Source organism: Mesorhizobium sp. WSM4849 (assembly GCF_055811385.1).
The window spans coordinates 45945-66519 of record NZ_JBVVPW010000037.1 but is presented as its reverse complement, the minus strand read 5'-3'; the positions used below and the strand labels follow the sequence as shown (position 1 = coordinate 66519).

Sequence of the window (20575 nt, the reverse complement as noted above, 5' to 3'; positions counted from 1 at the left end):
CCATTTCGCCTTGCTCAATTCGATGACGGCGACGATCGTGTTATCCTGTTCGAGAGCGGTAAGGGACCGGCTCGTGTCAAAAGATTGCGACATGGGGCGCCTCCTTCTGATGGTGGTTTTGACAGCGCCGAAGGATGCCACACCCTCGCCGCTCGCCCCATAGCATCCACTAGTGGTCATGGTCTGAGGGTTGAGTCCCGTTGGCTCATTTCGCGGGAAGATCTTCGGCCGTCGACGCTTCGATGCGTTCGGCTACCAGCTCCTGCAAACGCCACATTTGGCTGTCGTGAATCCCCATACCTTCAAGGTGACTTACAGTGCTGTGGAGATAATCGGCCATGGAACCCCACGGACCGCACGCGACCGCGAGCGCGTCGGCGATCTGTTCCAGCGACAGCCCGCGGACATAGCGTCCGCTGTTCCGGTTAATCACAAAGGTGATCGCTTGGAGCGGTCCGTTCTCGCTGCGAACATTCACCCAGCGCGGCGAATGAGCGGACGGCTTGGCGCGCATCTCACGACGAAAGAGCCTGCCGAGATTGGCCTCGATAGCATCCGGCGGAAGGCGATAGACCGCGCCTTTGCACTGCCCGCCACGGTCGAGCGACAACATGAGACCGGGTTTGCTGTCTGATCCTCGAAACCACCGGTCCCAACCGAGGCAGAAGGAGCGGTGCCACCCGGGCGCGAAGCCTACCCGCTGCTCCACGAAATCACAGGCCGGGTTCCACATCAGAGATCCATAGGCAAAGAGCCAGACCTCATCAGCTGACGGTGCGGCGGCTAGTATCGCCCGGACGGTGTCATCATGGTCGGCATCGGACGGCGAGGTGAAGGGCTGTGGCAGAGAATCGTCCGCACTGAGGACTCTGGCGACCAGCTCGGGCGTTAGCCGCATTCGACTTGGTTTCGGGGCCATCGCTCGCTACACTCGCAGCAGTCGGACCAAGGCATCAAGTGTCAGATTCGCACCACTAGCTATAAGAACGCCTCACCATCATCGCGATGCGCGAAACAAAACCAATGCGACGCCTGCTTCGGCTTGGCGAAGCCCCATCCTGCATTCCTGCCGCAGCCGGGATATGCTCGCACCGATGATGCTGAATGCCTGGGCGCGTGACGGGCTCCATTGCACCGGGAAGCCGGATCAGCTCGTCGCTCATTGGAATATTCTCAATTCAGTTTGGTGGAAGATTCCACAGCCGGTCTTGACGATCAAGGAAAATGTTCCTTATTCGTTCTCATGGCGCACGATCCGATTGACACGCTGGGCAAGGCGACCCGGCACAACATGCTGGTCAAGGCAGAATGCAGTTGCGGGAACGTGCGCTACTGCCGTTCCGCTGACCTCGTGATGGTCTACGGCGGCGGGGTAGATCCCTTAAAGCTCAAATTCGACTGCAGCCGCTGCAAACCGCAGATCACGATCACCCTGCTTGAAGTGCATCCCGAGCACCTGCCCAAGCGATTGATGATCCACAAGCCGATGAAGGGACCGGACGGCAAGATCCACTGGCACACGGAAAGATTCCGGGGATGAGCACCATCACGGAACATTCCTTCTGTGCGCGTGTTGGTTTCTGAGCGCGTCGTGCGCTTAAGACAGGAGAAAGAATATGAAACGAATCTTTTTGGCCTCGGCCGTGTTGGCGCTTTCCGCCGGGCTTTCCTTTGCCCAGACGACGAGCGGAACTTCGGGCGGAACCTCCACGACCACGACTACGACCACGCCCAGCACCGATCAGGGAGCCAACACAACCACTACAACCGATCAGGGAACTGACACCACCACCACCAGCGGCACGAACCCGAACTCGGCCAAGGATTGCGCACCTGGCCAGCAGACCGGCAGCGCGCAGGAGGCCGCACCTGGTCAGCAGGACACGGACGCCAAGACCGCCGCCCCCGGCCAAATGAAGAAGACCACCGAAGATTGCTGATTGGGCAACACCAAGGGGAAGGCCGGCGCCGCTTAGGGGAGTTGGGATAGATTGCCTGTATTGGCGCCGGCCGGGCGGATGGGGTTCGCCGCGGTGAATAGTATCGAGCTTGGCGAATCCGCTAATTACGCGAGAGCGGTAGACTGAAGCCCTACGCGCTGCCGTCCGTCTCGCTTTCCTCGTCTATCGCCCGGACCGGCAGATAGGCGTTGGTTTCCAGCCATTCGGGCAACACGATCTGGATGAGGTCGGATCGGCCGATTCCCATCTCGGCAGCGATGAAATCGAGCGTGTCTGCGGTGGCTGGCTCCAGCGGCACGTCGGAGACGTTTCTAAGCACAATGCAGCGCGACGCAGGACGACCCGGAGATCCGCGCGCGACATATCGGCGATGCGGTCGGCGGCGCTTTCAAGCTCTTCCGCGACAGACAGGCGGGTCATTCAGAGGTCGGTCACCTTCAATGGCAGTGATAATCGCCTGTCTTGTGGTTGTTGTGGCAACCATTGCTGTCGGTCCCGCCGCTGTGTGCGTAGGCGCAACATGCGGACCAGCATCCGCATCGACATCGGACAGATAGAAGAAGAACTTCAGCATTCGCTAATCATCGAGATCGAATGGAACTTGAACGATGCTCGGCTTAGATCGGCTTCTGATGCAGATTTTGTTGGGAAACTCCACCACGTCCGGGTGGTGATCAATTTTGCTTCACCGCCGAGATAGTGCTTTGCCACATTCAAGAGCAACGGGTCTTTCTTGCCGAAGCAGACAAATCATATGTAGATTTCGAGCGAACCGCTGACGATTACATGTACCGCGAACGTCGATGTGCCCGGAAAGGAAAACACGAACTCGGCACCGGATGCAGCGCCGATTCCAGTTTCGACGGTGGACTTGAAGGCAGCCAATATTACCTCCGTGGTCTGGGGCACGGGTTATGAGTTCGATTTTGGCCGGCTAAAGGTTCCGGTGCTCAACGAATGCGGTACAACCCGTGCAGGAGCTAGGGAGTTACTGATTGTGCCAGCTTGTATTTCCTAGGGCTTCATTGGATGCACACATTCAAATCAGGCGTGCTTTTCGGTGTTGGTCATGCCGGTTACCTCGCCGATTCCTATCACGGCGAGAGCATAGGGGGCCATTGTGTTGGCAGTGACGCTGTGTCAGACGGCGCCGCGCATCTAATCGCACCAAACCAAATGTCCGGATCTGGTCAAAGACGGGCCAAAAATCTGCCGTCGGTGGCGGAACGCGACACATGACCAAAGCAGACGTATCAAAACCAACAGCCGCCGCCATCAGCTTTACGTCAGGCTCTCAGTCCTTCTTGAACTCGAATAGCTCGATGACGTTGCCCGACGGGTCTTCGAGCAAGATGGCGCGTCCGGCACCGCCGTCGCTGATTTCGCCGCGGAATCTTGCATCAGCCCGGCGCAACCGCTCAATGAGGACATCGATCTCGTTCGTAACGATCATAAATCGGTTCCACCCGCCCGGCTTCGGATCGCCGCCCGCCTGACCACCGCTTCCCGCACCGGGGGCGCTGAGATACAGCGTCAAGTCGTCGCGCAGCAGCGCGGCGAACTTGCCCGGATTGTGCTTGTCGATCTTGAAACCGAGATTGTCTCGATAGAACGCGACCGCCTCGTTAACGTCCGCAACGATGTATCGGACGGATGCCATTCAACCTTCTCCTCTGTCTTGTGGCCACAACGGTCAACTCGTGCAAAAGGTTTCCTGTCGGTGGCGCTGAGTGCAGAAGCGGGCTGTCTGCGTGCCAGCCGAAATAGTCGGATTGCGGGTTTTTGGACGTTTATGACACCCGATACGACCGAGATTGGTTCGTTAGCTGAATGGCTGCTTTTGCCAACTGGATGCTCGAAAGCTTCCGATCTGCTTACGGCCCCAACTGGAACAGCCGGGGATGATGGCGCAGAATGCTCGGAGAAGCCGGCCAGAATAGCCGGGAGAGACGACTCGCCCGTCCAGTGAGCAGCTTTCCAGCCCGCATTTTCTGCCGCGGCGACGTGCGCAAGAGTGTCATCAACGAGCAAGATTTCGTTCGGAACGCGGCCCATGCGCAGGCCGATCTTCTGGAAGAAATGCCCTTCGGGTTTTCGGCAGCCCATCTCTGCGGGGTAGAAGATCCCGTCAACGTGCTCGGCGAGCCCAAGAACCTGCATCAGGTAGTTGGCTCTCATATGCTCCTGGTTCGTCGCCAGGGTCGACGTCGCGTTCTGCGGGACAAGACCGCGCACGCTGAGGCGCGGTATCGGATGATCTGGATTCATCCCAACCGTTACTGGAGACGCCCAGCGGTCCGGGGTGACGGAATTTTTTGATCGCCTGCAACGTTTATATTCATTCGGCTGCATTCCGTTTCGCGCGGCCAGAACCCGCGAACCCGAGATGTCCGCCGAGTGGCAATCTTCTTCGGGAGGAACGTGACATGCAAAAGCGTCTCCACAGTATATTTTTCGCTGTTTTCCTATCATCAAGCTTGATCCCCGCCGCGGCTCAAATGAGCGCGAAAGGAAAAATAAGCGGGAAGGATTTCGACAACGCTGCCGCCGAGCAGGCTGAGCGATATCTCGAGGAAGGCCGCGAGACATTCCGCTTTGACACCTTCGGCAGCGAGGATTTCTGGGGCGGCAAACTGAAACTCCACGAGGCAATCGCAGGTGAGAGGCTGGGCGGCACAGGACCCGGCCTGAGCCCGGAGAAAGCCCTCGAACTCGGCCTAAAGGTCGATGTGAACGCCATTCCCAAGGATGTGGCCGATGCGCTCAACAGGGGCGAGGTCGATCTCGCGGATCCCGCGAGCACGCTTGTGCTGCTGAAAGCCAATGCCGTCGTCGGCGTGACCGGGTTCTTCGCTGAGGACGGAACGACGCTGACTTCGGTGGGCATCCAATGCGCGGTGTGCCATTCAACCGTCGACGATGCCTACGCACCCGGGATCGGGCAAAGGCTGGACGGCTGGCCCAACCGCGACCTCAACATAGGGGCGATCGTCGCCCTCGCGCCTGATCTCACGGCGTTCACCGAGATGCTGCAGATATCCGAAGCGGAGGTGAAGAAGGCGGTTGAGGCATGGGGGCCCGGGAAATTCGATGCTGAACTGAACCTCGACGGCAAGGCATTCCGGCCGGACGGCAAGACCGCCGCCACCCTCAATCCGCCCGCATTTGGATTGGCCGGCGTGAACAATCACACCTGGACGGGAGCCTGGGGCACGGTGAGCTACTGGAACGCTTATGTCGGCAATCTCGAGATGCATGGGAAAGGCGTGTTTTACGATCCGCGTCTTGATGACGCCGAGAAGTATCCGGTCGCAGCACGAACGAAGCAGGGCCACAAACAGGACAAGCAAGACCGGATCACCTCTAAGCTGCCGGCGCTTCATTTCTATCAGCTTTCGCTACCGACACCGAAACCGCCGGAGGGCGCCTTCGACAACGCCGCCGCGGAGAAGGGAGAGGCTCTCTTCAACGACAAGGCCAAATGCGGCACTTGCCACGTGCCGCCGCTCTTCACGGAACCGGGCTGGAACCTGCATACCGCCGACGAGATCGGGATCGATGATTTCCAGGCGATGCGATCTCCGGACGAGCGCTACCGGACGGCATCGTTGCGCGCGCTCTGGGACATGGAAAAAATCCACAAGGGCGGTTTCTACCATGACGGGCGGTTCGCCACGCTCAACGACGTCGTCGAGCATTATGACGGTCATCTGAGCCTTGTTCTGACCGATCAGGAAAAGAACGACCTGATCGAGTACCTCAAATCGATCTGATCCGGCATTCGACGGCGCCAGCGCTTCGTTGAATTTGGATAGGGAGGAAAGGTCATGAAAGAAGATCGAATTGCGCCAAATTGCGGGTCGGCACAAGGTGAGCCAAGCCAAACGCTGTCCCGCCGGAAATTTCTGAAGTCTCGATGACCGGCGCGGCGATTGCCGGGGCAGGTGGGCTTGCGTCCTGCATGACGCGCCAGCCTACGGCGCGCGGCGCCGGAACGACACCAAAGCCTGTGGCGCTTTATCAGGACTCTCCAAATAAGGGTCGCCGCTGCGCCGGATGCACGCATTTCCTGGAGCCGAACGCATGCGAGGGCGGCATCACCTCACATCAGATCTTCAGCAACCCCGTCGAATTTCTTGAGGCCCACGCTTGGAGGCTTCTGCTTGTGAAGTCCCTGTTCAGTTGCGGCCGCCTCGAAGGCAGCGAACGCAGCTTGGTGACTGCAATGTCCGGCCAGGCACTCCTCGATCATTCGGATTGCCTCAAGTCGGGACGGCTTGTCCATGGCTGGCCATGGTTGCTGAAGCGCTTTCGCAGCGTCGGCTATCGACGCGACCACCATCGGCCTGCGATTCAGGTAGATTGTAATCGGGACAAACGCCGTCATTTTTGTCGCTCACCAGGATTGAAGGTGGCTAAACGCGAAGACATGGCGGTGGTTGCGTCATCGTGAATTCAGAGCGCCGATGCCCGATGCTATCGAGGCTGTACACGCCTTGCTCGGTGCCAACACGCAGGGGCTGGACGTCCGAAGAGCCTTGATCGTTTCGGTTCCATGAACGAAGAAGCCCGCGCCCCACGGAGGGGAAGGACGCGGGCTGATTGGAGGGGACACCGATCTCGCAGCATTGGTTCACAGGAACGAATGCTGCAGGAGGCGAACGTACTGCCCGTGCCAGTGTTCCATACAGAAACAAAAAACCCCGCCGCATAGGAGAGCGACGGGGTATCAAGCTTTCACCGAACGCGGGGTTGGACGGGCTTTGGCCGGTGCGCGGATCGTGAAAATCTTAGGCTGCCGGCTGTGTCGCGCCTACCAACCGGCTGTTGGAATGTTTCAACAGCTATGCCGTCATCCCGGATCGTTGCCGGCCACAACCCGACGGTACCAGAAGTGATTGCGGATGTGGTCGTTGAAATAGCGCCCTTTGGCGAAGGCGGCTTTGAACGCGGCAAACGTCTCCGCCGGCACGTCCTCAAACTCATATCGTTTCCCACTGACCACGAACGAAACCGAAAGGATGCGGCGCTCCGGATCGTATTCTGTTTTGCGTATCGAGGTAGACGGCATTGCGAAACCTCTTTACGAATTCCCTCCTAATCGGGCGGACGCAACGTCGCGTCGGAGCATTCAGCTCATCCTTGTGGACCAGTCATCTATCTGCCGTTCTGCCTCTTCTTTGGCGATCCCATATCGCTCCTGAATGCGTCCTATGAGTTGATCTCTATTACCCTCGATGCGATCAAGGTCATCGTCGGTGAGGTCACCCCATTCCTCCTTGGCCTTGCCTTTGAACTGCGTCCATTTTCCCTTGATTTGATCCCAATTCATGACTTCCTCCTTTGTTATCCCAGTGCTTTGCCGGGCACTTCCCGAAGCGCATTCTTCCACCTTCCCGCCTCGAAGACCCCCGGATCTTCTGGTGCGATATCTGTTCTCGGAATGAAGATTAGCGACCGCTGAAGGTTCCATTGCCGGCACAAAAAAACGGCCGCGACTAAAATGCGTCTTTCACTGGAGCCATGGTCGACCGGCTATTCCCGATCGGCACCGTTGAGGGGACATCGAGGCCCGCCGCCGGGTCAGTTGCTCCAGCGCGCGCAAAAGCCCGCGCCTCCGGCGGAGGACGCGGGCCGATCGGGTATACGGGCCCCGATCCTGCAGCTCTATCCGGGAGATAGTGCTGCCAACCCATGCATTTTTAGCGTGAGCTAACGTTTCGGACAATCGCGAAAGTGCTTCACCGACCAAGCGGCTGCCGCGACAATGCGACGAGCTGCGCTTCGTCGCTGATTCGGACATGTATTCGGCAATGATATGAGAGGCAACGCTTCTCGATGAGCTTCAGGTTCTCCTTCGCTCTTTGCTTGTTCGAAGACGCGTCCAAGAAGCCTCACCTTGGAAGGCGTGGGTACACCCACCTCTTGCACACGAATTGATCGGCAATGTTGCGTGCCTTTTGCGGGAGTATACGCGTTCCCGTGGTCACCCCGATAAGGCCATGTCGGGCCGTCCCCATTCCGAGCCGACGAACCGGTGCATGGGAGGGACGAGCCGTCGTATCTGGATGCGACAGGACCCTTTTTGGGCACTCCATGGGCGTGAGAAGAATCTCTAGCGGCCCATGAATCGTGAAGGAACTTGTTTGCGACCGGTGGGTTATCGAACGCCTCGATATTTGCAGAGGCTGCTTCCAACCCCTGCGGGAGACCACCATGGCAACTACGAAAAAAGCCGCAAAGGCGACAACCAAAGGTCTTGAGGACCTGTTTCTCGATGGACTCAAAGACATCTATTATGCCGAAAAGAAGATACTGAAAGCCCTGCCGAAAATGGCGAAGGGCGCGGAGTCGGAAGAAGTGAAGGCCGCTTTCGAGAAACACCGGATGGAAACCGAAGGCCAGGTCGATCGCCTCGAGGAGGTGTTCGAAGCGTTCGGCAAACAAGCGCGCGGCAAGACTTGCCCGGCGATCGACGGCATCCTCGAGGAAGGCTCCGAAATCCTTGAGGAATATCAGGGTGCTCCGGCGCTTGATGCCGGACTGGTAGCGGCGGCGCAAGCCGTCGAGCACTACGAGATCGCCCGGTATGGCACTCTGATCGCCTGGGCGGAACAGATGGGAAAGAGCGACGTTGTCGCCCTTCTCAACGCGACGCTCAAGGAGGAGTTCGCTACAGACGAAGCGCTGTCCGGCCTCGGCGAGGGCGGCGTCAATCAACGTGCCCTTCAAGAAGCCGCGTAGTCCTTTACTGCCGATCCACGGAGCCTGGGATATGATCGCTCGGGTTCCGCTCTCTCAGTCAAGTATCACCGCTTCGGGCGGCGTCGACCATGATTCGAGACCCTACTGCATTGGCCTGCAGTAGATGTTCCTCGGTTCCTCGCAAGCGCGTTTGTCGTTGATTCGCAAAGGGAGGACGAATGTCTTCTGAGATCGGCTATTCGATCTGCTCGACGCCATCGCAACAGCTTGGTTCATGACGGCCTGGCACAAAAGTGATTCTCCATTCTTCAGAAAATCGCCAAGGTACTTCAGCCAACCGCGCTCAACAGACGTCGGCAGTGACGCCGCGAGGATGGTGGAACTCTGTTCGGGCTACGCCCTCACTGTGTCACACCACCTCCGCCGAGTCTCATCTTGATTGACGCTGAATCTCATCCTGATCGCCGCGCCGCACTCTGGATCGAATCGGCCGGTGCCGACCCATTTGTGGACGTTATAGGGGGCCGACTGTGGTGCAGGAGGCATCGTTTCTATGGCGAGTGATTTTGGGAGAGTGGGTGATGGATTCAGCATGTAATCCATTACTGCAAGGCGATGGGGCTCCTTTTTGGCGCGTTCCGTTCATAAGCGTGTAGGAGCTTGGAATCTCCTGACCGAGCGCAGGAAGTTGATGAATATCTTTCAGGCTGTGAACTCTTCGTCGAGGACGCGCAAGCCTTCTTCGTATCTTGAAGTTGAGGCGCCGATCTGCTGTGCCTGCCAGACATTGTCGGTGAGATCTGTGCGCTTCACTGGCAGCGCCAATGGGGGGACGCGGCTCTGCGCACGAAAGCAAGGCCATCCTCGTTCGGCCTGCGCGTCATCGTATCGACTGCCGACACGATCGACGTCCCAAAGCCGGCCGCCTCGAGCCGATCGCGGGTCCAGCCGTCGCTTTTTTCAAGAACGTCGTGAAGATAGGCAACAGTTTTCTGGTCAAGCGTTTCGACGGCATCAACCACTCGGCGGCAATGCTCAATATAGGGTCGCCCCGTCTTGTCTGTCTACCCGCGATGCGCCCGTTCGACGATTTTGGCCGCACGATAAGGCATACTCATTGCTTCATCCAAGGCCTTGTCCGTACCCCGAACGCGCGAGGACTACGCGAGTTCCACGGGAACGACATTTGGCGCTTAGCGTTTGCAAGCAAGACATTCGATCGAGTTGAAATCGTGTATCGCCAGAGAGTCTTAGCGACGGTGCTGGTTTCGGTGGGGCATAACACTGTCCGCCGGGTCGAGCCTTTTCAACGCTTGGCTGAAGATTTGCTGGAAAGAACAGCTGTTGCTGAAGTGTCCCGCCAATTTCAGATGTACTGATGTCGACGCCGGGCTTGGCATATGGCCCCTTGGGTGACCGGTGTGTGCATTTATGCGTCGATATGCAACGCTTGTTCGCGGAGCCATCGCCTTGGGCGACCCCGTGGATCATCCGCGTCGCTCCTTTGATCGAGGGCCTTGTCAAAAGACGGTCCGAGCAGACGGTCTTTACTCGCTTTTTACCGGCACAAAAAACAGGGCACGGCGTAGGTACGTGGAAGCGCTATTATGAGCGTTGGGCGGCAATGACGATTGAAAATCTCGACCCCACGATGATAGAACTCTTGCCCTCTCTGGCACGATATTGTCCTCCAGCGGCTGTCATCGACAAGCACATCTATTCGCCTTGGTTTGAGGGCCGCCTTCAGGCCCTTCTATCAAAGCGCTATGTCGATACGCTGATTGTTACCGGCGGCGAGACGGATGTGTGCGTGTTAGCCACGGTGCTGGGCGCTATCGATCACGGCTATCGCGTCGTTCTTGTCACCGATGCATTGTGCAGTTCTTCGGACACAACCCACGACGCCCTGCTAACGGTTTATCATCAACGATTCGCCCAACAGGTCGAAACCGTCGAAATGGAGACGATCCTTTCATGTTGGACGTAGGAATGGTCGTCGGCTGGCAATTGAAAGCTGAGTTCGAGTGCCGGTATGGTCGAGAACGAACCTCGGTTAATTCGGTTGACGATTCTCTCTGTCGTTCGACGTCTTGAGGCTGCAGTTGAGAGTGAAGGCGGTAAGCGGCATCGGAAACTCCTGCATGGTTTGTGCAGGCCAATGCATCCAACTGCGGTTGGTTGCCTTCACAGTCGGTTTGAAAAGTCGTGCTGAAGGAATTTTCATTCGTCGGACATTACCTCTCGCTTATCGCGACAGGGACGCCCTTTTTGGCACTGGGAACTAGCGGAAAAGATGAAAAATCATAACCGCCGCTGCAAGCGCCATGATGCATGTCGCCGCCCAGCCCACCCAACGCATACCCACAGGTATAACGGCACGGCCCATCACATCGCGTCGCGCCGTCATCAGCATCATCACGGTCATCACTGGCACCGCGACCACGCCATTCATCGCAGCGCTCCAGTAAAGGGCTCTTATAGGATTGATTGGCGTGAAGTTGAGACACCCACGAATGAGGGTTGCCAGAGCAATCGTCGCATAGAAGGCTTTTGCTTCGAGCGGCTTGCGCGCCAGTCCGATCGGCCATTTGCGCGCTTCGCCGAGAGCATAGCCAGCAGAGCCGGCGAGAACCGGGCTCGCTAGGAGCCCTGTTCCAATGACGCCGAGGGCAAAAATCGCAAAGGCGAACTGGCCGGCGACGGGCTTGAGCGCTTCAGCTGCCTGGCTTGATGAATCAATTTCGGTGATGCCCTTTGGCGTGCAGCGTAGCGCCGGCGGTTATCATGATGGCAAGCGCTACCAGATTTGAGAACGCCATCCCGAGATAAGTATCTAGACGAATGCGATTTATGGCGCGAGGGGACTGCTGTGGGGCCTTTTTCAGGGGCTTGCGTCGTGTACTGGCTTTCTCATCCTCTACCTCCTGCGAGGCCTGCCCAGAAGAACAGATACGGGCTGATCGTCGTACCGAAGATGGCCACGACCGTGGTCCAGAATTGCGCATCTGCGGAAAATCTCGGAATGAACAATCGCTGGGCGACATCGTCCCATGACACTTGCACAAAGAGGACTGTGCCGAAGTAGGCAAACAATGAAACCGTCAGCCATTTCAGGACGGACACATACCGGATGTATTTGACGAAAACTTGAAGAGCGACCGATATCCCGCCAAACAGCGCGATGTAGAACAATTGGGGGCCGCCAACGATAAGCCTCAGCGCATCAGCCATAGCGCCGAGGTCGGCGCCGATGTTGATCGTGTTGGCGATCAGAAGCAGCAAAACGACCGTTTGTAACAGCCAGTTCGGATAATAGGCTCTCATGTTGCCCGCGATACCGCGCCCGGTGGTCCGGCCGATGCGCGCGCTGATTTCCTGAACGACCGACATCAGCGGGTAGCTGAACAGCATGGTCCAGGCCAGACCGTAGCCGGCCTGCGCGCCTGCCTGCGAATAGGTCGCGATACCGCTAGGGTCATCATCGGAAGCCCCGGTTATCTGGCCCGGCCCAAGCACGCTCAGCAGCCGCGATTTCGGTGGATCCCGCATCTGACCGGAAACGTCTGCGTTCAAGGCTTTCCTCCCTGCGGACTCAAAAGGCGCGCCTGAGACACGCCATCCGGTCGACTGCCCAGTTCGAACATTCAGCGAAACCGAATGTTCCAACCGGCAGGCAAAAATCCGCAGCGCCTTTCCCAGCTCAACTGTTGCCAGGGCGGCGCTGGCCGGACGGCAGCCGACGAAAAACAGCTCAACGCTTGAATGCAAACAGCCTGGCATCAGTATCGTCGCGGCCAGCAATCGAGGCAGAGACAATCTCCGACGCGATCTGCGAGAATGTTATGCCATTACCGCCATAGCCCATCACGGCATGAATGCGCGGATGCCGGGGTAGCGCTCCTATATAGGGCAGACCGGTGGTCGTAGTGCCGAAGGAGCCGGCCCAAGCAAATTCGGGCAGGGTATCGAGTTTGGGGAACAAGCGGCCCAGTTTTTCGGAAATCCGCGCCGACTTGTCAGCAGTCAGCGCATCGCGACGTATCTCGTCGGTAAAATCCTCATCCTCGCCGCCGCAGATGACGCGGCCGTCCACTGTTGTCCGTATGTAGAGATAGGGCTCCGATGCTTCCCAGATGAGAGCGGCGCCCGGCCAGAGTTTGTGCGGCTGCCGGCTTGTGGCGATCGCCCAAGTCGAGGCGATCCGGTGGGCCGCTGCCGGCACGATGTCGGCCAGCTCGTATCCAGTTGCCAGCACCAGATGCCTTGCCGCGATGGTCGGTCCGCGACTCGTACTGGCAACGATCGCTTCGTTGTTGTCCTCGATCGCCGTTGCCTCGACTGGCGCGTAACAGCGCGCCTTACGCGCCAACGCCTTCAGCAGCAGTCCGGCGGTGAGCCTGCGCGGGTCGAGCGCGATGTTGTCGTGGCTTAGGATTGCAGCGGCACGCTCGATGCTGAACTTTTCAATCAGCTGCCGCCGTGACAGGTACGTTGCACTGATGCCGGCCCGCCTGCGAGCTTCGACCTCATCGTGCAGTTCCGAAGGCCCGAGCGCGTTGCCGGCCAGATAGAGCGACTGAGCGCTGGCTTGGTTACAGTGGATATCCAGTTCGGCAATCCGTCCGCAAAGGTTGAGGACGGCGAGGCGCGCGCGCCGCCAAGCCTGCTCGGCCGCAGCCCGTCCGATCATGGCCGAAAGTAACGTCAACGGCTGATCGATCTCGAACAGGACCAACGCGGTAGTCGCCGCGGTCGAGCCCCTCAGGGGACCTCGTCGGTCGATGCAGATCACCGAATGGCCATTACGCGTCAGAGCCTCGGCTACCATAGCGCCGCTGATGCCCATGCCGACGATCAGCACGTCCGTCTTTACATCGCGCGTCAGCTTTCCGACCGGCACAGAAGGCGAAGGATAGGAAAACCACACAGGCCGTCCGTCGCGAAGGTCGAGTTTGCGAGGCATTGAAAACTCCGAAAACCGCCATCGGTGCGGTTTCTCACCTCGACGAATAAGCCCGCCGCTCAGAGAGAGGCGGGCCGCTTATTCGTGCGGGAGGCGCTAGATTCGCCCGAGAAGGACAAGAATAATAACGATGAGCAGCACAAGGCCGAGGCCGCCGCCGCCATAATAGCCGGTGCCATAGAACGGCCCACCACCTAGGCCGCTGAAACCGCCAAGCAAGGCAAGGATGAGAATGACGATGAGAATGGTTCCAAGGCCCATGGTCTCCGCTCTCCGTGTTTGCACCGCCGCGATAGTTGCAATAGCGCGTCGATGCGCGTGTCGATGGATATGAACTCGCAAAAGGCTTTCCTGTTCCGCCAAGGCGCGTGCCGTGCAGATTCATCTTGCGAAAAAGCCGGCTTGCTCAGGAAAAAAGCCCGCCGGCCAGGAGCCAGCGGACGAAGGGCGTCTTCACCTCTTGTCCAACCGGAGGGAGCCATTGGACTTGGCAGGAATGCTTGACGCAGCCCGAAGCACCGAGGGGTGGTCAAAAGTACTCGAAGAGGAAGATCTAGCGGGCCGCCCGCCGGCAAGCCGCCCCGCGGTGGCGTGTGCCTGACCGTGCCTGTCGACAAATCCGGGCTCTGGCTCCTGCCTCTCAAAGGCGATACCGGACGAGATTAAGTGCTTCAAACGCTTCAAAATACCCGCGTTTGCGGACGGAAACCAGACTAGCGGTCCTGGTGATCGCCAATCACCGATGCGTTCGAGGACCCGGTACTTCGCGCGCTGGGCCTTAAAGACGATACTTATGGGGAGGCAAAGCGCTTCTTTGAACTGACTGACTGGCAATTGCACAACATCGTCTGCAGTTGCCATGTAGGTGCTATGGGCCGCCGCCAGAGTCCGTCGGACAATTGGCGGAATAGGCTTCTTACTTGGCTGAGAGAGAAAATAGTGCATTGAAGTCGCAGACCAGTGACAACAACTCTGTTAGTTGATTGACCACTATAGAATAGAGCTTGTGACGGGAGGCCGGGAGAGCAAAATTTCCGGGTGGTTGCCCGTTGTCCTAGATGCTGTCCTCCCGCCTTGCCGCGATGATGGAGGACCTTCCACGAATGAGCGGAAACTTGGGGTAGGGGCGTCCACTTGCCCCTAGGTTCCCGGATAGTCACCCAAACAGATTGCCCCGATGATGGCCCAGAACGATCATGTCGAAATTACATCTGGCTGGCATGCATCGTCGATCGGCAAGTCCACGGAACAGAACTCCCCCAACGACATTATTAGATCGTCGTTGATAACGCACGGGAGGTTTCCATGGGTCGCGGTATCTTGCTCTGGCTGCTCGGTGTTCCCATTCCGATAATCATTCTCATCATGCTTTTCGCGCGGTAGGAGGCTGTGATGCAGTCAACCCTCTTGGCCGCCGATGTTTCCGCGTCGACGGAATCCTCGGCCCCTGCTGTGAGTTGGGGTCCGATCATCGCCGGCGCCTTCGCCGCGTCGACCCTCACTTTCATCCTGATGCTGCTCGGCTCGGGATTCGGCCTCACAATGGTATCGCCATGGTCAGGCGCGGGTGTCTCGGTCACTACATTCGCGGCGTCCACCGCCGCGTGGCTGGTGGTCGTGCAGTGGCTGTCATCGGGAGTCGGCGGCTATCTTGCCGGCCGGCTTCGCACCAAATGGGTGGGTATTCACACAGATGAAGTTTTTTTCCGCGACACCGCCCACGGCTTCCTGGCTTGGGCGCTGGCCACGCTGCTTGTCGCCGGTGTGTTGGGCTCGGCACTCTCTGCGGCATTGGGTTTGGGCGTTCAAGCCGCTTCGACCGTCGCCTCGGGTGCCGCGATGGGTGCTTCGGCCGGCGCCTCCGCCAATGCCAGCGGAGCGGTCGACAACACGACATCCTACTTCGTGGATTTGCTTTTTCGGCCGGCCGACCCCAGCAAGCTTGCGGCTGCCAATCCGCAAAACGACGCCGCAGCGGCCGCGCAGGCTTCGCGCATCCTGGTCGCCAGTGCGGCGGCAGGCGAGGTGTCGGCAGACGATAGTGCCTATTTGACGCAACTTGTGGCCGCGCGGACCGGGCTCTCGGAAGCTGATGCGAAGGCGCGAGTCGATGGGATGATCGCCAAGGTAAAGGACACAAAGGCCAAGGCACAACAGGCCGCCGACACAGCCAGGAAAGCCAGCGCGATGTTCGCACTACTTGGCGCACTGTCGCTGGTCGTCGGCGCCTTCATCGCGAGCGCCGCTGCAGCGCTTGGCGGCAGACAGCGCGACGATGAGGAAGCACTCTATCTTTCGAACCGATAACGAGCCCCGGCCTGATCGGCCCGCGTCTCCGAGAGGCGCGGGCCTTTTGCGCGCGGCGAGTGCCGCGCTCTGCTTCGTCGGCCGCAAGAGCTGCTGCTCGCGTGCCGCTGTCTTGAACGCGTCGAACGTTACCTCTGGCCGACAAATCCCGCCCTTCCAGCAGCCACGAGGCGCACAGCATTTTTGTAGACTTCCGCTTCTTTGTTCGGCCATCGCCTCTCAAGCTGCTTAGGCCGCCTCGGCTACCGACGAAACCAGGACTGTGGGACCACCCACGAACGCGATGGTGAGTGGAAGAAACTTACACACGGCGTTTCAATGACTTATCGCGCGAGCCGAGGAAACGAGAGGCCCCCGAGAGATTTCGGTTCTCGGAATGAGCTTAGGTTCCTGGGTTGCGGCCATAGTCGCGGCACACGACTTGGCTGTGTCAAAAGCCTCGTTGTTTCTGACGGCGGGGAGTCTAGCGGATATGGTTTGGACGGGCCGGGCGACACGATCGATACGCGATAGCCTTGAGCCTGAGATTGAGCTGACCGATCTCAGAAGGGCCTGGGGTCCACTTAACTTGGAGAATTACGCGCATAGTTTGGCACGGCCTGATCTCGATCTTCAGGTTGTGTTGGCTAAGAGAGACAAAGTGGTGTTGCCAGAGCTATCGGAGAGGTTCATGCAGAGGCTGAAGGACGCCGGGGCTAGGCCAAATATTTTGGAATTAAACTGTGGTCACTATTCGCTCGCCATGCCGCCTTACATTTTGTTGGCCGGTTTGAGCTTGATGCGGTTACTAAGGCGCGGCCGTTGAGCGGTTTCTGTCGTCTGCTGACAAGTCGGCCCGGCGAGCATGAGTTTGGCGTCGGCCGGTCAGTTCACCAGCAAATTCTCTGGTAGGCGTCACGACACGAAAGTGATGAATCTGGGGTCGCCCCCTAGGCGACGCTACTGACGTCGCCGGCAGCACGACGATAGTCCCACTCTCGCACGACATCAGCCGCGGCCTTTTGCGCCGCCATATGCCGCTCTGTAATTCGGCCAGGCTCAGCCCGGCCCTCATTCCTCGCTTCAACCATTGCACCATTGCCGCATCAGCTCCCTTTCAAGCGGCCTCCTTTTTTCCCTTCCAGTGGAAGGCAGGGCAGGCCTCGTCCTGCCCCTGCCCGTCTGGCGAGGACCGGGAGAACGGGGGACAAGCTGAAAACCGGAAGGGGGATCGCCCACCCGAAGGGCCGGTGCTGCAGGCCGTAGGCCGAAGCATGGGGAAAGCCGGTTTTCTGCTTGTGCGGCGGCTTTTCGGAAGCGAGGCCAAGAAGTCAGACATGCGTTGTGTTCGCAAGTTCCTTCGGCCAGCGCCACGGACCGCAGAATGGCTCCTCCAGTGCGTGATCGAACAGGCTTTCGTCTCCCATTCTTCACCCAGCGCCTCAATTGCTGCCTCAACGAACGGATTATCCTGTAAGCGCCAGATTGGTTGCGGCTTTGGAATTCGGACCTACAGGTTGACGGGGTTGCGGTCGCACCGGGCTGCAGGTGACTGAAATCCTTGAGACCGCGACATGCACCGGCCGCGTTTTAATAGTCTCGCTCATGTCTTGTCCTCGGCAACACGAAACAGAAGCCGAATATACCGCTCCAAATGAGCAAGACTTTCGCGCGCCAACTCCGCGTCATTCCCTGCTTTCGCAAGGACGAACCCTCCTTGTATAACAGTCTGCGTGTATCGAGCCAGACTTTCGGCAGTCCAATCATCCGTAACGCCGCGCTCACGGCGGGCCAGTTCAATGTCGGCCTCTAGCGTCGACGCATGACCGAACATGCTGGCTCCGCACGCATCGCGGATGCTGGGGAAGGTCATGTAGGTCTCTTGAGCCATCGTTCCGACCAGACAGCTGGACTCCGCCGGATCCTCGGTGATGATCGTTTTGCGAAAAGCGACATAGGCAAGCACCCGCTCCAAGGCATCGGAAGGGTGATGATAGGGAGCCGCGGCGAAAAAGTCCGAGGTGGTCCTGGCCCAAAATTCCGCAGCTGCAACTCCCAGGGCTTCCTTGCTACCGAAGCTGTGGAAGAATGCCCCCTTGGTTACCTCAGCCGCCCTGCAAAGATCATCAATGCTGGCCGAGGCGAAGCCTTTGGCGCGGATGACGTCCCTTGCAGCTTCCAGGAGCCGGGTTCGGGCATCACCGCGCTCGGGAGCATGTTTGGTTGGCCTAGACATGTGCATATTCATACCGTACGGTTGGTATGTGTCAATACTAGAGCGCGCATAGCTCTCGAAAACACGGAACCCGATATGAATTTATATGACGACGACCTTACCCGGTTTGCCGAGCATGGAGCCGCCCTTCTCCCCGTCCCCGATCGCGAGGATCGCGTAGAGCATGAGGGAGCCCTGATCTGGTATGCATCATTTGGCAGCGGTCCTCCCGTCATCCTGTTGCACGGCGGACTCGGCCACAGCGGCAATTGGGGATATCAGGTGCCGGCCTTGGTAGCGGCGGGCCACCGTGTCGTGACGATCGATAGTCGCGGGCACGGCCGCAGCACCCGCGATGACAGGCCATATTCCTATGAACTCATGGCTTCTGACGTCGTGGCTGTGATGGACCACCTTTCCCTCGACAAAGCTGCCTTCGTCGGCTGGAGTGACGGCGCCTGCGCCGCTCTGGTACTTGCCTCCAAGGCACCAGCACGGGTGTCAGGCGTCTTCTTTTTTGCCTGCAACATGGATCCTGGTGGCACAAAGCAGATCGAACCGAGTCCGCTTCTCGATCGCTGCTTCAGTCGCCACAGGAAAGACTACGCCATGCTCTCCGCCACGCCAGCCGACTTCGACCAGTTCGTCAGCGCGGTGGGGCTGATGATGCGAACCCAGCCGAACTATACCAAAGAGGACCTTGGCGCCATCAAGGTGTCTGTCACCATCGCACTCGGCGAGCATGACGAATTCATCAAGCGGGAGCATGCCAACTACCTGGCTGACGCTATTCCGGGGGCCACATTAATCATTTTCCCAGGCGTTAGTCACTTTGCGCCGCTACAGCGTCCAGACGAATTCAACGCGACGGTCCTTGCCTTCATAGCCAAGGTATCGATCTCGGGTTCGGACCGATGACCAGTAGCTGGCGGTCGCGGAGAGGCAGCCGGCTGCGAGAAGTCAATGATGACGACATGCGGAGAACCAGATGAGAGAGACGAGCCGTAAGCGCCGATTGCTGGGGAGTTGCTTATGCCAAACAGTCTGCTATCAGGTCACCGACGCGTTCATCTTCGCAGCAAACTGTCATTGCGCAGCTTGTCGCCGCACAACGGGGTCCGCGTTCAAGGCATTCGCCCGCATTCATGGCGAAGAACTGACTGTCATTCGGGGCGAAGAGGACATCTCCTCATTCGAGAAAGACCAGTTCAGCGATGAGCATTGCAAGACATGCGGCTCGACCGAGCGCGTCGAGATACCCTGGACGTAGGCCTCCTGGATGACGGCGGTCAGCGCCTTCTCGGCCATGCGCCGCGGCTCCAGGAAGCTCGGGAAGTAAGAGCCCTTCCTGAGCTTGGGGATGCGCAGTTCGACGGTGCCGGCCCGCGTCTCCCAGTCGCGCTCGCGGTAGCCGTTGCGCTGGACAACCCGCAGCGGGTTCTTCTCGCCATGGGGCGCGCCGGTGGCGGCGCCAACCTCCAGCTCCATCAGCCGCTCGGCGGCAAAGCCGATCATCTCGCGCAGGATATCGGCGTCGGGGGTCTTCTCTACGAGCGTGCGCAGGTTCATCATGTCGTTGGTCATCGGTGGTTCCTTCGAATCAGGTTGTGTCAGCAACCCAACCCTACCGAAGAACATCGATGACCGCCGCTACGCCGCTCGCTCGCTACAGCGCTGTTGAGGGCGCGCTCGCGAGCGGCTTCGCTGCCGCCGACCTACACCACGCGGTGGGACACGACCTTCTGAATGACAGCTCTGCGCCTGATATGGGTCGTTCGAAGTAACGGTCGCCTTGCGCAAAAGCAGCTATTCATTTGGCATATTTCCAGAAGCGCCCTTTGCCCTCGATTATCCACGATAGCGACTCCTCGATCCGCTTGACGCGCGTTCCATCAGTTTTAGCCTCGCCGATCCAGATATTATATTCCTTTTGAAACGAAGCCGACTTGCTGTCGAAAATCGCCTTGATCTCGGGCTTGGCAGCGAGCGCCGCAGCGAAAGCGGCAGGTATTTCTACCTCCTTGGGGTCTTTAGACTTTCGCGGCGGGACTTTCACGCCGCGGTCGTTGAGCGACATCGCTTCCTTTATCCAAACAATTAGCTCGACGTCGGCGGGCAGGTCGCCAAGGCTCGCAAGGTTGCCCATGAAGCGCTTCGCGGCGGCCAATTCTGTATTCCGCCTGAGCCGCACATCGGCCATCAGCGAGTCCTTCCAGAAGCTGAAAGAGCAGTGCTTGTTGTAAGCCGCGAAGATGCACATCATTTCGCCCCTGTAGTCAAAATGGGGGATTCCCCATTTGACCTCCTCAACGACTTCCGGGCAGGTGGCGTGGATGAGGCCGCGCAGGTGCGCAAGGATTGGCTTGGCGAAGTCTTCAGCCTGTTCAGCGTAAGCATCGACCTTGGCATTGTGGTTTGGCGCGACCATAGGATGGTTCCCTTCGA

General features: G+C 58.7%; 19 protein-coding genes and 8 pseudogenes. 11 read left to right on the top strand and 16 right to left on the bottom strand.

Annotated elements, in window-relative coordinates; genetic code table 11:
* Positions 1-205 precede the first annotated feature (205 nt).
* Positions 206-898, bottom strand: coding sequence for a gamma-glutamylcyclotransferase (locus tag AC0L3L_RS30495; protein WP_473640786.1), 693 nt, complete (start codon positions 896-898; stop codon positions 206-208).
* Between the two features lie 264 nt (positions 899-1162).
* Between AC0L3L_RS30495 and AC0L3L_RS30490 the strand changes: the two genes are divergently transcribed.
* A complete protein-coding gene (locus AC0L3L_RS30490; protein WP_473640783.1) occupies positions 1163-1540 on the top strand; it encodes a hypothetical protein in 378 nt (125 codons plus the stop codon).
* 76 nt (positions 1541-1616) lie between these two features.
* The gene (locus AC0L3L_RS30485) at positions 1617-1940 is read left to right on the top strand and encodes a hypothetical protein (protein WP_473640781.1); all 324 of its coding nucleotides are present in this window, start codon (positions 1617-1619) and stop codon (positions 1938-1940) included.
* A 151-nt stretch (positions 1941-2091) separates the two neighbouring features.
* Here AC0L3L_RS30485 and AC0L3L_RS30480 read toward each other — a convergent pair.
* The 6 genes and pseudogenes from AC0L3L_RS30480 to AC0L3L_RS30455 form a co-directional block, all read right to left on the bottom strand.
* A pseudogene (locus AC0L3L_RS30480) lies at positions 2092-2381 on the bottom strand (hypothetical protein).
* A gap of 17 nt (positions 2382-2398) precedes the next feature.
* Positions 2399-2467, bottom strand: a pseudogene (locus tag AC0L3L_RS30475) (YHYH domain-containing protein); the annotation flags it as partial.
* 11 nt (positions 2468-2478) lie between these two features.
* Positions 2479-2696, bottom strand: a pseudogene (locus AC0L3L_RS30470) (hypothetical protein); the annotation flags it as partial.
* Between the two features lie 15 nt (positions 2697-2711).
* On the bottom strand, positions 2712-2846 hold the full coding sequence (locus AC0L3L_RS30465) for a hypothetical protein (protein ID WP_473640779.1): 135 nt from the start codon (positions 2844-2846) through the stop codon (positions 2712-2714).
* Between the two features lie 409 nt (positions 2847-3255).
* Positions 3256-3603: a VOC family protein gene (locus AC0L3L_RS30460; protein WP_473640794.1), complete on the bottom strand. Its 348-nt coding sequence runs from the start codon at positions 3601-3603 to the stop codon at positions 3256-3258.
* The gene (locus tag AC0L3L_RS30455; protein WP_473640792.1) at positions 3495-4067 is read right to left on the bottom strand and encodes a hypothetical protein; all 573 of its coding nucleotides are present in this window, start codon (positions 4065-4067) and stop codon (positions 3495-3497) included. Before AC0L3L_RS30455 ends, AC0L3L_RS30460 begins: the two co-directional genes overlap by 109 nt.
* A gap of 392 nt (positions 4068-4459) precedes the next feature.
* Between AC0L3L_RS30455 and AC0L3L_RS30450 the strand changes: the two genes are divergently transcribed.
* Both AC0L3L_RS30450 and AC0L3L_RS30445 read left to right on the top strand, forming a co-directional pair.
* Positions 4460-5734 carry a hypothetical protein gene (locus AC0L3L_RS30450; protein WP_473640777.1) on the top strand — a complete coding sequence of 425 codons (1275 nt, stop codon included), beginning with the start codon at positions 4460-4462 and terminating at the stop codon, positions 5732-5734.
* Between the two features lie 143 nt (positions 5735-5877).
* Positions 5878-6414: a hypothetical protein gene (locus AC0L3L_RS30445; RefSeq protein ID WP_473640775.1), complete on the top strand. Its 537-nt coding sequence runs from the start codon at positions 5878-5880 to the stop codon at positions 6412-6414.
* A gap of 399 nt (positions 6415-6813) precedes the next feature.
* Here AC0L3L_RS30445 and AC0L3L_RS30440 read toward each other — a convergent pair whose 3' ends face one another.
* On the bottom strand, positions 6814-7032 hold the full coding sequence (locus tag AC0L3L_RS30440) for a KTSC domain-containing protein (RefSeq protein WP_473640773.1): 219 nt from the start codon (positions 7030-7032) through the stop codon (positions 6814-6816).
* Between the two features lie 60 nt (positions 7033-7092).
* On the bottom strand, positions 7093-7293 hold the full coding sequence (locus AC0L3L_RS30435; protein ID WP_473640771.1) for a CsbD family protein: 201 nt from the start codon (positions 7291-7293) through the stop codon (positions 7093-7095).
* A gap of 884 nt (positions 7294-8177) precedes the next feature.
* On the opposite strand from AC0L3L_RS30435, the gene AC0L3L_RS30430 reads away from it, so the two are divergent.
* Positions 8178-8705: a YciE/YciF ferroxidase family protein gene (locus AC0L3L_RS30430; RefSeq protein WP_473640769.1), complete on the top strand. Its 528-nt coding sequence runs from the start codon at positions 8178-8180 to the stop codon at positions 8703-8705.
* A 663-nt stretch (positions 8706-9368) separates the two neighbouring features.
* Here AC0L3L_RS30430 and AC0L3L_RS30425 read toward each other — a convergent pair.
* Positions 9369-9784, bottom strand: a pseudogene (locus AC0L3L_RS30425) (HD domain-containing protein).
* A gap of 260 nt (positions 9785-10044) precedes the next feature.
* Here AC0L3L_RS30425 and AC0L3L_RS30420 point away from each other — a divergent pair.
* Positions 10045-10653 carry a cysteine hydrolase family protein gene (locus AC0L3L_RS30420; RefSeq protein WP_473640767.1) on the top strand — a complete coding sequence of 203 codons (609 nt, stop codon included), beginning with the start codon at positions 10045-10047 and terminating at the stop codon, positions 10651-10653.
* A 294-nt stretch (positions 10654-10947) separates the two neighbouring features.
* Here AC0L3L_RS30420 and AC0L3L_RS30415 read toward each other — a convergent pair.
* The 3 genes and pseudogenes from AC0L3L_RS30415 to AC0L3L_RS30405 form a co-directional block, all read right to left on the bottom strand.
* Positions 10948-12215: pseudogene (locus tag AC0L3L_RS30415) on the bottom strand (NRAMP family divalent metal transporter).
* 202 nt (positions 12216-12417) lie between these two features.
* Entirely contained in the window at positions 12418-13629 is a 1212-nt protein-coding gene (locus AC0L3L_RS30410; RefSeq protein WP_473640765.1) for an NAD(P)/FAD-dependent oxidoreductase, read from the bottom strand.
* Between the two features lie 96 nt (positions 13630-13725).
* Complete coding sequence (locus AC0L3L_RS30405; protein WP_473640764.1) at positions 13726-13890, bottom strand: DUF3309 family protein; 165 nt, start codon at positions 13888-13890, stop codon at positions 13726-13728.
* A 468-nt stretch (positions 13891-14358) separates the two neighbouring features.
* Between AC0L3L_RS30405 and AC0L3L_RS30400 the strand changes: the two are divergent.
* From AC0L3L_RS30400 to AC0L3L_RS30390, 3 genes and pseudogenes are all read left to right on the top strand, one after another.
* Positions 14359-14577 (top strand): annotated as a pseudogene (locus AC0L3L_RS30400) (hypothetical protein); the annotation flags it as partial.
* A 444-nt stretch (positions 14578-15021) separates the two neighbouring features.
* Complete coding sequence (locus tag AC0L3L_RS30395) at positions 15022-15936, top strand: hypothetical protein (RefSeq protein WP_473640762.1); 915 nt, start codon at positions 15022-15024, stop codon at positions 15934-15936.
* Positions 15937-16276: 340 nt separating this feature from the next.
* Positions 16277-16784 (top strand): annotated as a pseudogene (locus AC0L3L_RS30390) (alpha/beta fold hydrolase); the annotation flags it as partial.
* Positions 16785-17518: 734 nt separating this feature from the next.
* On the opposite strand, the gene AC0L3L_RS30385 reads toward AC0L3L_RS30390, so the two are convergent.
* Positions 17519-18151 carry a TetR/AcrR family transcriptional regulator gene (locus AC0L3L_RS30385; RefSeq protein ID WP_473640760.1) on the bottom strand — a complete coding sequence of 211 codons (633 nt, stop codon included), beginning with the start codon at positions 18149-18151 and terminating at the stop codon, positions 17519-17521.
* Between the two features lie 75 nt (positions 18152-18226).
* Between AC0L3L_RS30385 and AC0L3L_RS30380 the strand changes: the two genes are divergently transcribed.
* Positions 18227-19048 (top strand): alpha/beta fold hydrolase, encoded by an 822-nt coding sequence (locus AC0L3L_RS30380; protein ID WP_473640758.1) that lies wholly within the window; start codon positions 18227-18229, stop codon positions 19046-19048.
* Between the two features lie 70 nt (positions 19049-19118).
* Positions 19119-19400 carry a GFA family protein gene (locus tag AC0L3L_RS30375; RefSeq protein WP_473640756.1) on the top strand — a complete coding sequence of 94 codons (282 nt, stop codon included), beginning with the start codon at positions 19119-19121 and terminating at the stop codon, positions 19398-19400.
* Here the strand turns inward: AC0L3L_RS30375 and AC0L3L_RS30370 are convergent.
* Together AC0L3L_RS30370 and AC0L3L_RS30365 are read right to left on the bottom strand one after the other, a co-directional pair.
* Positions 19367-19714, bottom strand: a pseudogene (locus AC0L3L_RS30370) (transposase); the annotation flags it as partial. The gene AC0L3L_RS30375 and the pseudogene AC0L3L_RS30370 sit on opposite strands and share 34 nt — an antisense overlap.
* 226 nt (positions 19715-19940) lie before the next feature.
* Positions 19941-20558, bottom strand: coding sequence for a YdeI/OmpD-associated family protein (locus AC0L3L_RS30365; protein WP_473640754.1), 618 nt, complete (start codon positions 20556-20558; stop codon positions 19941-19943).
* Positions 20559-20575 lie beyond the last annotated feature (17 nt).

Coding starts and splice junctions, on each gene's coding strand:
- AC0L3L_RS30495 (WP_473640786.1), bottom strand. CDS start 898: ATGCGGCTAACGCCCGAGCTGGTCGCCAGAGTCCTCAGTGCGGACGAT.
- AC0L3L_RS30485 (WP_473640781.1), top strand. CDS start 1,617: ATGAAACGAATCTTTTTGGCCTCGGCCGTGTTGGCGCTTTCCGCCGGG.
- AC0L3L_RS30455 (WP_473640792.1), bottom strand. CDS start 4,067: ATGGGCTGCCGAAAACCCGAAGGGCATTTCTTCCAGAAGATCGGCCTG.
- AC0L3L_RS30450 (WP_473640777.1), top strand. CDS start 4,460: ATGAGCGCGAAAGGAAAAATAAGCGGGAAGGATTTCGACAACGCTGCC.
- AC0L3L_RS30445 (WP_473640775.1), top strand. CDS start 5,878: ATGACCGGCGCGGCGATTGCCGGGGCAGGTGGGCTTGCGTCCTGCATG.
- AC0L3L_RS30440 (WP_473640773.1), bottom strand. CDS start 7,032: ATGCCGTCTACCTCGATACGCAAAACAGAATACGATCCGGAGCGCCGC.
- AC0L3L_RS30435 (WP_473640771.1), bottom strand. CDS start 7,293: ATGAATTGGGATCAAATCAAGGGAAAATGGACGCAGTTCAAAGGCAAG.
- AC0L3L_RS30430 (WP_473640769.1), top strand. CDS start 8,178: ATGGCAACTACGAAAAAAGCCGCAAAGGCGACAACCAAAGGTCTTGAG.
- AC0L3L_RS30420 (WP_473640767.1), top strand. CDS start 10,045: ATGTCGACGCCGGGCTTGGCATATGGCCCCTTGGGTGACCGGTGTGTG.
- AC0L3L_RS30410 (WP_473640765.1), bottom strand. CDS start 13,629: ATGCCTCGCAAACTCGACCTTCGCGACGGACGGCCTGTGTGGTTTTCC.
- AC0L3L_RS30405 (WP_473640764.1), bottom strand. CDS start 13,890: ATGGGCCTTGGAACCATTCTCATCGTCATTCTCATCCTTGCCTTGCTT.
- AC0L3L_RS30395 (WP_473640762.1), top strand. CDS start 15,022: ATGCAGTCAACCCTCTTGGCCGCCGATGTTTCCGCGTCGACGGAATCC.
- AC0L3L_RS30385 (WP_473640760.1), bottom strand. CDS start 18,151: ATGTCTAGGCCAACCAAACATGCTCCCGAGCGCGGTGATGCCCGAACC.
- AC0L3L_RS30380 (WP_473640758.1), top strand. CDS start 18,227: ATGAATTTATATGACGACGACCTTACCCGGTTTGCCGAGCATGGAGCC.
- AC0L3L_RS30375 (WP_473640756.1), top strand. CDS start 19,119: ATGAGAGAGACGAGCCGTAAGCGCCGATTGCTGGGGAGTTGCTTATGC.
- AC0L3L_RS30365 (WP_473640754.1), bottom strand. CDS start 20,558: ATGGTCGCGCCAAACCACAATGCCAAGGTCGATGCTTACGCTGAACAG.